The following is a 12,652-nucleotide window of genomic DNA, read 5'->3' as shown; positions in this document are numbered from 1 at the left end:
AGGTGTTGAATCAGGCCGCAGCCAGTTGTTTCAGCATTTGTTCGTAGTACTCGACCGATTGCGAACCGGACACCAGGTGCTTGCCGTTCAGGATCAGCGCGGGCACCGAGTTGATCCCGTGCTGCCGGTAGAACGCCTGCAGTTGCCGCACTTCGCTGGCGAATTCGTCGTTGGCCAGCACCTTGCGGGCCCTCGCCGCATCCAGTCCTGCTTCGGTCGCCAGACGTATAAGCGTCGGGTGATCGTTGGGGTTGTCGCCGTCGCGGAAGTAAGCGCGCAGCAGGATCTTTTTCAGCGCGATCTGCCGCCCTTCCTGCGCCGCCCACATCAGCAAGCGATGGGCATCGAAGGTGTTGTGAAAGTGCGTGCGTTTCTCCAGGTCGAACTCGAAACCGATGGCCTTGCCGCGTTCGATCTGCATCTTCTTGCCGGCGGCGACGTCTTCGGCGGTGCGGCCGTATTTGCGCATCAGGTGCTGCACGGCCGGTTCGCCTTCGGCGGGCATGTCCGGGTTGAGTTCGAAGGGCTTGTAAGTCAGCTTCACCGAAATCTCACCGGCCAGATTGCCGATCGCCTGCTCCAGCGCTGTCGCCCCGAGTGCGCACCAGGGGCACACCACGTCGGAAACGAAATCGATGGTCACGGTCGGGGTCATGACTGGCCCCGTTCCGCCAGCTGTCGGCGGTATTCGGTGGTGGTGATGCCGGCGTAGCCCCAGTTATCGGTGTCGACTTCTTCGATCACGATGTGGGTCAGGTCCGGGCGTTTGTTGAGGACACGTTCCAGGGTTTCAGTGATTTCGGCGATCACCTGAGCTTTCTGCTCACGGGTAACGCCGTCGCGGGTGATGCGTACGCTGACAAATGGCATGACGACTACTCCAGTGACCTGCCCTCGGGATGATGGTCAGGTGTTGGAGCTCAATTTAGGCGTGTGCCAGGAGGGGAAAAAGTAGGGGTGGGGTACTTCATTTGTGAGGTGGTGTAATGAATTGATACACCTACGTCGCTACCACTTACCGCTTGAAGTCTTAGGTTGACACATCAAATTCAGTGGCCGAGAATCGGCCCCAAGAGCGCGAAACCGACTGCCATCAGGTGGCGATAGTCGGCGTTAGGAACCCCGTTGATGACCTGATAATCAGCGTTCGGGTGAGACCTCTTCTCCCCTGCTTGAGGGAGCACAATATCAAGCAACTTTTTCGTGAAGGGCAGCCTGTTAAGGCTGCCCTTTTTGTTTGGGCCATCGGTAACGTTGAAACAGCAGCTCTCCATGCCGATGCTTGTTCAGTCCCTTTTTGTCACAGTTCATGAAGTTCCAAAGTACGTTGCCGTGATCGATATGGATCACGACCAGCATCTGGTATTTCGTGTTGTAGACACCGATGTATGTCAGTCGGAAAGAGTCGTCATCGTAGGAAATCTTCCAGATCTCTAACGGCTTTTTCAGGGTGTCTTGCGCGAAGTCCGTGAAGCGCTCTCGAGCATTCGGGCGTTTTTCCACAATGTGCAACAAGTGCTCGCGCCTCACCAGAATTGGGCAAATGGGTGTCTCAATCACTGTTGAATTGAGGCCGTCATGAAGTCCGAAGCCTTTGGCAACTTGCTCCCATGCAGCCTCCAGACTCTCGGCACCCGGACATTCTCTGATCGCAGAAGTCAGCAACTCGGAATCAATGTCCCGAATGTCCGGTAAACCAAGATCCTTCCAGTTCTTTTGTTCAGGTAACGCCCTGCTCCCAGGCACGCTCATTGGCATCCTCTCGCTAGCTTCGCGGATGCCGGCATTGCCTGGATATCTAATGGCCTCGGACTGAAAATGTCCCGAAATTAACTGCCTGATATTTCAGCCACTTGTGCTGCGGTAATAAATCAGCCCGTTCTTGTCTTTCAATAGGAGGCTTCCGGCATCAACGCTGAACAGCGCGAAATGGCTGTACGAAATTGTCCCAGCCGCTGTAACCCCACCGCACAAAAAAAGTGCACGACTCCTTCGATTCGGGCACTTTTTTTGACCCCAATCACCCCCACGTCACCAAAAAACCCGATCCTGTGTCAGCCTCCAGCCATCGGCAGGGACATCAATTCGCTACTAATTGCGCGACAACTATGCTCAGGTACAGGAATATAGCCGGCAAATGGCGCCGTTCAGGCCGTCACGTACACAACAATACCCAGCCCACTTCAGAGGGCATTACCCATGGATAGCAGAACCTTACGCAACCTCATGCGCATCGTGCAGACCGGCTCGTTGTCGGCCGCAGCCGAGCATTCGTGCCTGACTGTGCAGGCCCTGGCCGCACAGTTGAACAAGGTCGAAGAGCAGTTCGGTTTCCGCTTGTTTAGACGATCCAACAAGGGGCTGACGCTGACGCCGCAAGGCACCGAGCTGACGCCCTATATGGACAGAGTGCTGATCGCCACGCGGCAGATGGAAGCGAAAGTCGAAGCGTTGAAGGTGCCGGGACAGCGCACGTTGAAAGTGGCGTTGAACACCACGCTGGACCCGGATTTCAACCGGCGACTGATCGGGCGCCTGATCGAGGTGTTTCCTGATTACCAGATGGAATTCAGCTACGCCGAGTCGATGGAAAACCTCAGCAAGCTGAAGAACGAGGACTTTGACCTTGCGGTGCTGATCGGTCCGCAGCGTCCGGGTCTGCCGAGCATTGTCCTGCCTGACGTACAGGTGCAGGTGGTCGGCGCGCACTGTGGTCAGGAGAACGATCCGCTGACCTTGCTTGGCAACAAGTTTCAGGTGCGTCCCGCAGAAGATTGTCCGTATTCCCACAGCTTTTTGCGTTTTCTCGACGCCGGGCTGGGCAATCACGAGAACAGCCAGCGCACAATTTATTCCTGCAGCGAAACGCTGACCCTGTCGCTCATCACCCAAATGGACGCGGTCGGCATGGTCTCCCGCGAGGCCGCGCAGAAAAACGGCCTGACGATTTTCCCCGGGTTCGAGGATTTCCTCGAAGTGCGCCTGGCGGTGAACAACCCGGATCTGTCCGGCCAGGCGTTGAACGACGTGGTCGATCTGCCGCTACATGAACGAACCGAGCGCAATGTACGCAGCCGTCCCAACCGCCACACTGAGAAAGAGGTTTTTGCTGAAATACGCACATAACAGCGTCGGAATCGCTGCATAGAATTCCGGGCGATCGAGCTGTATGTGCTGATCCTTGATCAACAAGGGTGTCAGGCTGATCGCAGCGACGATCGCCACCGGCAGGTACTCCAGCGCGCGGGCGACGAAGGGCGGCCAGTGCTCGGTGTTGACCTGCAGCGGCAAGGCCCGTGGCAGGAAGGTCACGGCCATCATCAGCGCGACCACCAGGATCAGGAACGTTTGGTCAGGCATACACCCACTCCGCAGCCCACAAACGTGGCGATGAAAACGTTGAATGGCGAGCTGCCCACCAGGCTCAGTGCGCCCATGCAGACGACTGCAGCCATAGCGGCGATGAATTTATTGCGGGTGTTGCAGAGCGAGACCAGCACGTAGAGCATCATCGCGGTCAGCGCATAGTCGAGCTGGTATTTGATCAGATGCGAGGCGTACTGCGCACACAGGGCGCCAAGCAATCCGCCGATCACCCAGGAGGTGTGGCAGAACAGGTTGAAGCCGATCAGGTAGCGAACGTTCACCGGTGCCCCGGTGCCCAGTTTGACGCTGTGGAAGGCGAACGACTCATCGGTCAGCCCGCCGGCATAGCACCAGCGCTCCATGCGGCTCAGGCCCAGTGCCCGCAGGGCTTTCGCCATGTAGACCGACATCAACATGTGCCGCGCGTTGATCAGAAATGTGGTCAGCACGATGGTGGTCAGTGACGCACCGCTGCTGATCAGCGCCAGCGCCGCAAACTGCGAAGCCCCGGCATACACGAACAGACACATCGCCACCGGCAGCCACAGCGGCAGCCCGGCATTGACCGCCATCAGCCCGAACACGAACGACACGGTGAAGTAACCAGCGACCACCGGGCTGGCTTCGGCAAAGGTGCGCGATGGCTGACGGTCGACCATCAGCGGCGCACTGCCGGATGTTTCATTCATAGATCCCTCTCAAATGTCCGCTCGCCGTGAGGTTCGCAAAAACCCTGGGCCGTCCAGAAACGCTTGCCCGCGAGGTTAGCATCATCGACGAACAGGAACATCCGCAGCACTCCGACCCGTTTCATGTCGGCCGACGCCGCTTCCACCAGCCGCTGGCCCACGCCCTGGCTGCGATAGCGCAGGCTGACCGCCAGATGGTTGATCGTGCCACGACTGCCGAGCATGCCGCCCAGCACCGCGCCGACGATCTCGCCTTCGACGTCGAAGGCGAGATAGGCCGTGGTGGTTTTCTGGATCAACACGCCGCGCAGGCATTTGGCGTCCTGCCATTCACAGAACGACACTTCGTCGAACTGGCGGAAGAAACGCTCCATGCGCTGCGCGTCCTTGGCCGTCGCGCGCCGCAGCACCACCGGCGTCGAGCATTCGACGCCGTCGATTGGGGTGATCTGATTAGCGAACAATGTCGAAAGCGGTCCCGGGCCGCGAGAAGGAAATCGCCAGGATCTGCCGGTACGCCATGGCGTGGGAGTGAGTGTTGCGTGCCGGTGTCACGTAGTGACGCATGTCACGGTCGAGGAAATAGGTGGTGTCGAGGATTTCCTGGTAAGTGGTCGACGCCAGTTGCTGCTCGTGGATGTCGTACAGACGACTCTCCGCGCCCTCGACGTTATTGCGCCCCCAGAAGTGCACGCCGCTGAACGGGTAACCGTCGCAGTGAATCCCTTCCGGAGTGATTTCCAGTTGTTTGCCGGGCTTGATCTCGATGCGGATCTGATGGATCTGGCACTGCCAGATTTCATCGTGCAGCTCTTCCGGCAACACGCTTTTGTACACTTCGAAATCGGTGTCGATCAGGCTGCGCATCACCGGCGAGCTGATGACTTCGTCCGAGAAGTCCTGGAAGTGCCGCACCACGCCGCCCACATAGCTGTTGTTGGCCTTGGACTGCACGTACGCGCGATGTTCCAGTTGCTTCAGTTCGCGAGTCTTGGGGTTGTACTCAAAGTCGCTGTAACGACGGTAACGCATGCCGGCTTCGGCCTGACCGTAGTAACTGTCAGGCTCCATGTTTTCCCAACTTTTGGTCAGTCTGACGAAGTCGGCGAAATGACCGTAGAGATTGAAGTCAGCACCCTGCACATTGGCGTACTTGTCGCGCCGTAGCGATTCGCCCACTTCTCTGGTTAAAACGATCATTACCAAATTCTCCGCTGCATTGAGCGGCCTAATCTATTAGGTGGAGAATTTGCGTCCATGAGAAAGAATTTCAGGCATTTAAAGCCCTGTTTGAAACGCGATTTGAAACGGCTTGAAAGTGCATTTCAAATGACAAAAACACGGGTTTTTATGCTGTTTTTTCAAAAAGCGTCAAAAAAAAACCCCGAACCAGTCGGGGTTTTTCTGTCGCGTTTTGCGGGTCAACCGATCATCAGAAGATATTGATCGGGTAATCCACGAATACACGCAGTTCGTTGCCGCTGACGTTGTATTCGCTGGATTTCTGCGAAACACGCAGGATCGAGCTACGCAGCTTGATGCTCAGGTCTTTGGCCGGGCCACTTTGCACGACGTACTTGAACTGGTTGAAGATCTCACGCTCGGTGCCGCCTTCGCTGGTGGACGTGGTGATGTTGTCGCCACGCACGTACGCGAAGTTGTAGCTCAGACCCGGTACGCCGAATGCGCTGAAGTCCAGGCCGTAGCCCAACTGCCAGCTGCGCTCGTCTTCAGCGTTGAAGTCGGACCAGTAGGAGTTGGCCAGGTAGATGGTGTTGCCACCGTCACCCACGCGACCCTGACCTTTTTGATAACCGCCGTAGGCGTAACCCAGGTTGCTGTCGCCGGTGGAGCGCTGGTGCGCCACGGTGAACGAGTGCGGGCCGGTGGCGAAGGTCGCTGCCAGGCTCCAGATCTTGTTGTCGTCGCCGGTCACACCGTTTTCGCGGACGTAGGAGTTGTCCAGCTTGGTGCGGTAACCGTTGAAGTCCAGGGTCAGGGACTGATCCTTGTCGATCGGGAACACGTAGTTGGCGTTCACGTATTGCTTCTTCAGCACGTCTTCGACGTCGGAAGCGTACAGCGCTGCCTTGAACTGTTCGGTGAACTGGTAGCTACCGCCCAACACGTTGATCGACTTCAGACCACCGCTGTCACGGCCTTCAGCGCTCTTGCGCGATTCGGCGGTGAAGCGGCCGGCGTTCAGCTCCAGGCCCTTGATCTCTTTGGAAGTGATCAAAGTACCGGTGTAGCTTTCCGGCAGCAGACGCACGTTGTCGTAGCTCAGCACCGGCAGGGCCGGCATCTGGTCACCGTAAGTCAGTACGGTGTTGGAGATACGGAATTTTACCGCTGCGCCACCCTTCGACAGGTCGTCAGCCGCGTTGCCGCTGTCACCCTGTTTGAAGAAGTCGATACCACCGGCACCGCTGCGGCCCTTGCCGCCGTCCAGGCGCAGTGCATACAGACCGAAGGCATCCACACCCACACCCACGGTGCCTTGAGTGAAACCGGACGAGAACGTACCGATGGCCGCTTGGCCCCATTCGGCTTTGTCCTGGTTGCCATCTTTGTAGTCACGATTGATGTAGGCATTGCGCAGCAGCACTTTGAGGCTGCTGTCTTCAACAAAACCCTTGGACTCGGCCTGGTCGTTAGCCATGGCCGAAGTGGCACTCAACATCCCCAGTGCGATCAAACTGATTCGCTTGTTCAACATTTTGTTTTCCTTATTACGGGTTGAAACGCGCTGTGTCGAACGGCTGAAACGGCGCTTATTGCACTCTTTTATTCACCCCGAAACAAAAAGACCCGCTCAAGACAATGTCATGGCGGGCCTGCTCCTGATTTTGAGTCATGGCGGTTAGCCACAGGCGTTGGGCCGAATCGTAGCCGCGCCCTCAACAATGTGTCAATTTCAAGAATCGTCTTTAAATAGGCGAAAAACGTCTAAAAAAAGTAAATTTTGCGGTGGCTTCGTGCAGGGAAACGCCTGTAATCAGGGATTTTAATGCCGGGTCACGCACACCCGTCGAGGCCACAGACCGGCAAGGCATGCGCCGCTGTCGCAGGCGTAAACGACTCACTCAACCATTGAGCGAAGGCCTGCGGTTTACCGAGCCACGGGCCGATATCCACCAATGTGAACTGACCATCCTGCTCCAGTGCGAGAGTCGGAAAACCCTGCCCGCCGAGTTTCGCCAACAGAGCGCGGCTGTTCTTCATATGTTGCTCGGTGTCGACGGACTGCTTGGCGTTCAAGAAAGTAGCGGCGTCGTAACCCTGCTGGACCGCGTATTCCAACAGCACACTTTCGTCGGCAATTCGGCGCCCCTCGACATAGTGCGCCGTCTGCAAACGCCCCAGCAGCTCCAGGCCACGGCCGTCGATTTTCTCCGCTGCCAGCACAGCGGCAATCGGCGGTGCCGAATCAAACACCGCGGTGTGATCGCGCAACAGGCCTTCGAAATAAGCTTCGCCAAACGGCTGACCGGTGTATTCGGCGATCCGCCGGTCATGAGGCATCACGTAATTGCGCAGTTGCGGTGAAACGTTCTGGCGGTTGGCACCGGTCATCATGCCGCCGGCGTGGGCGATCACCGGCAGCACTTGCTGTGCGGCGTGCACCAGCGGTTTGGCGCCATAGCACCAGCCGCACAGCGGGTCGTAGATGTAATGAAGAGTCATCGGAAAACTCCGGCTGGAAGGTGGGAAAAATGATGTCGGCACATTAGTCCCTCGGTCGTTGCGGAAAAACGCCGGAATGCCTTTCAGTCTGTTTCGGCAATCGGTCAAATCGAGACCGGCAGCCGCCACTTCCAGATCAGGCAGACAACCTGGTGGGCATTGGCACCTGCAGCTTCTGATATCGCGCCCATAAAAAAAGCGCTGCCATCCCGGCAGCGCTTTTTACAATCCCTGTTTGTTCTTCTTATCCTTCCATCACATCCCAGAGTGCTTCCAGTTCGGCCTCGCTGAACAGGCCAGCGGGGTAACGCTCGATCATCATCCGGCGCGGATCAGGTTCCCTGATCTGACGCGTTCCATTGGACTTCAACCAGTGCGCGACAATCTGGAGCGACTCACTATTTACAGCCATGGGATGCAACGTCCGCTCGCTGATTACGTTCACTTCGGCGTTCATTTCAGCGCTCTCTCCCCGTTCATGAGCGGCTAAGTTATCCAAGGTATATGACAGAACTGTTGAAGTTCTCCCCCCTCCCTAGTGCACCATGAGCGATACAAGAGCTATGCCAATGTCTGGCAATTGTCGACAAGCGGACATAAAGAAACCCGCAGTCCTGACGGGCTGCGGGTTTCTCTTCAAGCGTGGGCAACAAATGACTGCCCGGTCGATTTCCCAATCAACTCAAGCTGTTACATCCGCACTCACTCTTTGTGCGGCGCGGGTTGCTGTTGGGTAAGGCAGTGAATATTGCCGCCGCCCAGTAACAGTTCGCGGCCCGGCACCATCACCACTTCGTGTTGCGGAAACAGATTCTGCAGGATCTCCCGCGCCGGCGCGTCCATCGGATCGTCGAAGCTTGGCGCGATGATCCCGCCGTTGACGATCAGGAAGTTCACGTAGGAACCGGCCAGGCGCACGCTCGGGTTGCGCTCCTGAGTGCCGTCCACCGGGTCCACACCCGCGCATTCTTCTTCGGTGGCAAACAGCGGCCCCGGAATCGGCATCTTGTGCACCGTGAACGGGCGGCCCTTGGCGTCAGTGCTGCTTTCCAGCACTTTCATCGCGGCCTGGCAACGCGGGTAGTTCGGATCCTGCGGATCGTCAGTCCAGGCCAGCAGCACTTCGCCCGGACGCACGTAGCAGCAGAAGTTATCCACATGGCCGTCGGTTTCGTCGTTGAACAGGCCATCCGGCAGCCAGATGATCTTGTCCACCGACAGGTTTTCACTGAGCACCGCTTCGATTTCTTCGCGGCCCAGGTGCGGGTTGCGATTGCGGTTGAGCAGGCATTCTTCGGTGGTAATCAGGGTGCCTTCGCCGTCGACGTGAATCGAGCCGCCTTCGAGCACAAAGCCTTCGGTGCGGTAGCGCGGGCTGCGCTCGATTTCGAGGATCTTGCCGCCGACCTGGGAATCACGGTTCCACGGCGAATACAGGCCACCGTCAAAGCCGCCCCAGGCGTTGAAATCCCAGTTCACACCGCGCACTTCGCCGCTGTTGTTGATCACGAAAGTCGGGCCGCTGTCGCGAACCCAGGCGTCATCGCTGGACATCTCAACCACGCGGATATTCGGCACGTCGAGGCGAGCGCGAGCGTTTTCGTACTGGCCGGCGGACACCGCCACGGTTACCGGTTCGAAACGCGCGATGGCCTTGGCCACGGCGGCGTGAGCGGCCTGCGCTGGCTTGCCGCCCAGACGCCAGTTGTCCGGACGTTCCGGCCAGATCATCCAGGTCTGGGTTTGCGGTGCCCATTCGGCCGGCATGTAGAAGCCATCGGCGCGTGGTGTACTTTTCAATGTGGTCATGTCGATCAGACTCCAGGGAACCGTCGAGGGTTTTCAACACGCCGTACAGGGTTAGACGACGGACTATGGCGACTTTATAAACGATAAATATCGGCTTTAGAAGCCAATAATAAAAAACAATCTGAATTAATCACTTCAAACACCGATACAAATCGATATTTGAAGGTTGCCGATCGCTTCAAAGCCCTTCTTCAAGCACCTTCGCCAGCATGTCGACAAAGAAATCCACGCTCTGACGCGAGGTGACCATCGGCGGTTTGATCTTCAGAACGTTCAGGTAATCGCCGGTCGGCTGCATGAAGATCCCCAGCTCGCGCAGGCGATCACACAACAGGGTGGTTTCCTCGGTTGCCGGCTCCAGGGTTTCCCGATTGCGGATCAGCTCGACCCCCAGATAGAACCCCGAACCGTGCACTGCGCCGACCAACGGATATTGATCGATCAGCGCTTCCAGCCGCGCCTTGAAGTGGGCGCCGACCACCTGGGCGTTTTCCCAGAGCTTTTCTTCTTCCATGACATCGAGCACCGCCATGCCGATCTGGCAGCTCACCGGACTGCCGCCGGCGGACGAGAAGAAATAGCCCTCGGCCTCCAGCGCCTCGGCGATTTCCCGGCGGGTGATCACCGCGCCCAGCGGCTGGCCGTTGCCCATGCCTTTGGCCATGGTGATGATGTCCGGCACCACGCCTTGCTCTTCGAAACCCCAGAAGAAATGGCCCATACGGCCGTAACCGACCTGCACCTCATCGGCGATGCACACGCCGCCACGGGCGCGCACCAATTCATAGACCTTTTTCAGATAACCCGGCGGCAGCGAGATCCCGCCCGCATTGCCGTAGACCGGCTCGCAGATGAACCCGGCCAGTTGGCGTTTCTGCTCATCAATCTTCGCCAGATGATGTTCGACGCTGCGCACGTAATCCGGCGCCGAATCCGGGCCGCGAAATTCGCCGCGATAGGTGTTTGGAGCGGTGACCGCATGCACCCAGTCCGGGCGACTGCTCAGGGCCTGCGGGTTATCGGCAATCGAGGTCGAGACCGCGTCCGCGCCGACCGTCCAGCCGTGATAAGCCTCCAGCACGCTGATCATGTCGCGGCCACCGCTGGCGGCCCACGCCAGGCGGATCGCCAGATCGTTGGCCTCGCTGCCGCTGTTGACCAGGAACACCCGATCCATGCCCTCCGGCGCCAGTTTCAGCAAGCGCTCGGAGAACTCGGCGACCGCCGCGTAGTTGAACCGCGAGTTGGTGTTGAGCAGTGACCACTGCCGGCTCGCCACCGCCGCCATGCGCGGGTGACCGTGGCCGAGCACCGCGACGTTGTTGAGCATGTCGAGGTAGGAGCGGCCCTGCATGTCGATCAGGTGATTGCGCCAGCCGCGCTCGATGCGCGGCGGGTCGACGTAATAGTGCTTCTGGGTACGGGCGAAACTGGCGTCGCGGCGCGCCAGCAGGGTTGCTGCGTCCAGCTCGGGTTCGGCGTCACAGGCCAGGCCCAGCAGCGCGGCCGGTGATGGGGAAAGTGCTTGCCAAGCAGCCGCACGGCTCGGCGTGCAGAACAGCGGCGCCTCAAGCTGTGCGCCGCGAATCAATTGCACGATCAACGGACCGTCCACCGAACCCAGCACCTGACCTTTCACCAGTGCAGCGCCGCTGTGCAACGAAGGTTTCACGCCCCACAGACGCAGGCTCAGTTGCGGGCCGTCGAGTCGCAGTGCGCCGTCGGCCGACAGGTGCAGTACGCCAGCGAACGGCGCCTCCACCGTCGAACCTTGGGGTACATGCAATTCGACGTGCAGCGGGAAAGTCTCTGGCTCATCGGCGCTGTCGGGCCGGGTGCGCGACAACCGATATTGCCCGTATCGACTGGCCGCCAGACCATGGATGACAGCGGCCTCGTTCAACAGACGCTGATCGATGCCAGGCTGCTCCCAGTTCCCCGCCTCGAAGTGCGCGCTCAACACACCCAGGTCGATCAATGCGAACTCGCGCCCGATCAGATCGGGCAACAGCGGCGCAAAACCTTCACTGTCGATGGCCGGCAATGTCTGGCCGACCGCCGTAAGAATCGCCGCCTCCATCAATGCCAGCGGCACCGAGGTGGCGACCCGGAAGATTTCCCATTCGTGGGTCAGGTTGTCGCGGCTGTAGGTGTTGCCCGGATCGATGCTGACCTGTTGTTCGCCACTGAGCACCAGCACCGCCGCCCGCGCCACGATCAGCGGCCACAGCGCCAGCAGTTCTTCGTGCTGCAGCGGATTGACCGCGTGATAGGCTTGCACGGCCGGCAGAATCACCAACGGATCGCCGGCGGCGTGATGCAGCAGCGCGGCGCAGGTGACCGACAGGTCGGTGACGCGCCAGGTGCGGATCAGGTCGCCAAAATCGATCACGCCCTGCAACTGCCAGTGCCGCCGGGCATCCCGTTGCCAGACCACGTTGTCGTCGGTGATGTCCATGTGGATCGCCTGCACCGGCAGCTTCTCCACCAGCGGCTGCAAACGAAGTCTGGCCTGTTCGGCAGCCTCGGCGATCAGCGCGCGCTGGCGTTCGTCTTCGATGACCGGCAGCAGGTGCTCGATCAGTGCGCTGGCGTGGCGCGCGTCCCATTGCAGCGTGCGCTCGAGTCCCGGATGGTCGAACCCGGCCAGGGCCAGATCCATTTCGCCGCAGAGCCGGCCGAACCCGGCAACAACTTCGTGGCCAAGATGATCGAGAGCCGTCAGTGGCTGGCCCTCGATGTAATCGAGCAGCCGCACATGCACCGATTCGCCCTCGACGTCCAGGGTCAGCAGGTCAGCACCGTTACTGGCCGCAATCACCCGAGGCACCTTCACCGCGCCGTGCTCGGCCAGGTACTTAAGGCCCGCATGCTGGGCTTGCAGCTCGACCAGCGAATAATCGCCCCGGCAGATCTTCAGCACGAACCGCCCACGCTCGCTGTCGACCCGGTAATTGAGATCCTGCTGGCTGCCCAGGGCCTGCAACGTGCCGTTCAAGCCGTAATGCTGCGCCAGCAGATGCCGTGCCTGCTCCAGCGAAACCTGAGGGCTGGGCAAACTGGCGCGATGAATCAACGTGGCGAACGACATGGAGCGACCC

13 protein-coding genes are annotated in these 12,652 nt (G+C 59.1%); 1 reads left to right on the top strand and 12 read right to left on the bottom strand.

The features are described from left to right. Window positions 1–10: 10 nt before the first annotated feature. The 3 genes from ACKUG4_RS04400 to ACKUG4_RS04390 form a co-directional block, all read right to left on the bottom strand. Entirely contained in the window at window positions 11–655 is a 645-nt protein-coding gene (locus tag ACKUG4_RS04400) for a DsbA family oxidoreductase (protein WP_445433528.1), read from the bottom strand. Continuing rightward, a complete protein-coding gene (locus tag ACKUG4_RS04395) occupies window positions 652–870 on the bottom strand; it encodes a tautomerase family protein (protein WP_007952610.1) in 219 nt (72 codons plus the stop codon). Before ACKUG4_RS04395 ends, ACKUG4_RS04400 begins: the two co-directional genes overlap by 4 nt. Window positions 871–1,218: 348 nt before the next feature. Beyond that, window positions 1,219–1,752, bottom strand: a complete 534-nt coding sequence (locus tag ACKUG4_RS04390) for a PBECR2 nuclease fold domain-containing protein (protein WP_445433527.1) — start codon at window positions 1,750–1,752, stop codon at window positions 1,219–1,221. Between the two features lie 447 nt (window positions 1,753–2,199). On the opposite strand from ACKUG4_RS04390, the gene ACKUG4_RS04385 reads away from it, so the two are divergent. After that, window positions 2,200–3,126, top strand: a complete 927-nt coding sequence (locus tag ACKUG4_RS04385) for a LysR family transcriptional regulator (RefSeq protein WP_445433526.1) — start codon at window positions 2,200–2,202, stop codon at window positions 3,124–3,126. Here the strand turns inward: ACKUG4_RS04385 and ACKUG4_RS04380 are convergent. The 9 genes from ACKUG4_RS04380 to ACKUG4_RS04340 all read right to left on the bottom strand — a co-directional run bounded on the left by ACKUG4_RS04380 (window position 3,043) and on the right by ACKUG4_RS04340 (window position 12,642). Beyond that, window positions 3,043–3,360 carry a branched-chain amino acid transport AzlD family protein gene (locus ACKUG4_RS04380; protein ID WP_007952614.1) on the bottom strand — a complete coding sequence of 106 codons (318 nt, stop codon included), beginning with the start codon at window positions 3,358–3,360 and terminating at the stop codon, window positions 3,043–3,045. The genes ACKUG4_RS04385 and ACKUG4_RS04380 overlap by 84 nt on opposite strands. Continuing rightward, window positions 3,339–4,055: an AzlC family ABC transporter permease gene (locus tag ACKUG4_RS04375; protein ID WP_236188767.1), complete on the bottom strand. Its 717-nt coding sequence runs from the start codon at window positions 4,053–4,055 to the stop codon at window positions 3,339–3,341. The genes ACKUG4_RS04380 and ACKUG4_RS04375 overlap by 22 nt, the downstream gene beginning before the upstream one ends. Then, window positions 4,052–4,429: a GNAT family N-acetyltransferase gene (locus tag ACKUG4_RS04370; RefSeq protein ID WP_007952618.1), complete on the bottom strand. Its 378-nt coding sequence runs from the start codon at window positions 4,427–4,429 to the stop codon at window positions 4,052–4,054. Before ACKUG4_RS04370 ends, ACKUG4_RS04375 begins: the two co-directional genes overlap by 4 nt. Window positions 4,430–4,508: 79 nt before the next feature. Continuing rightward, window positions 4,509–5,255 (bottom strand): 2OG-Fe dioxygenase family protein, encoded by a 747-nt coding sequence (locus ACKUG4_RS04365; RefSeq protein WP_011331995.1) that lies wholly within the window; start codon window positions 5,253–5,255, stop codon window positions 4,509–4,511. A gap of 232 nt (window positions 5,256–5,487) precedes the next feature. After that, window positions 5,488–6,774 (bottom strand): OprD family porin, encoded by a 1,287-nt coding sequence (locus ACKUG4_RS04360; protein WP_064592776.1) that lies wholly within the window; start codon window positions 6,772–6,774, stop codon window positions 5,488–5,490. A 299-nt stretch (window positions 6,775–7,073) separates the two neighbouring features. Next, window positions 7,074–7,742: a DsbA family protein gene (locus tag ACKUG4_RS04355; protein ID WP_445433525.1), complete on the bottom strand. Its 669-nt coding sequence runs from the start codon at window positions 7,740–7,742 to the stop codon at window positions 7,074–7,076. Window positions 7,743–7,986: 244 nt separating this feature from the next. Beyond that, the gene (locus ACKUG4_RS04350) at window positions 7,987–8,199 is read right to left on the bottom strand and encodes a hypothetical protein (RefSeq protein WP_007952633.1); all 213 of its coding nucleotides are present in this window, start codon (window positions 8,197–8,199) and stop codon (window positions 7,987–7,989) included. Between the two features lie 245 nt (window positions 8,200–8,444). Continuing rightward, complete coding sequence (gene aguA / locus ACKUG4_RS04345; RefSeq protein ID WP_007952634.1) at window positions 8,445–9,551, bottom strand: agmatine deiminase; 1,107 nt, start codon at window positions 9,549–9,551, stop codon at window positions 8,445–8,447. Between the two features lie 178 nt (window positions 9,552–9,729). After that, a complete protein-coding gene (locus tag ACKUG4_RS04340) occupies window positions 9,730–12,642 on the bottom strand; it encodes an aminotransferase (RefSeq protein WP_445433524.1) in 2,913 nt (970 codons plus the stop codon). Between the last annotated feature and the right edge of the window lie 10 nt (window positions 12,643–12,652).

Source organism: Candidatus Pseudomonas auctus (assembly GCF_048654275.1).
Lineage (GTDB): Bacteria > Pseudomonadota > Gammaproteobacteria > Pseudomonadales > Pseudomonadaceae > Aquipseudomonas > Aquipseudomonas pharyngis.
This window is presented reverse-complemented; position numbering and strand designations above follow the sequence as displayed.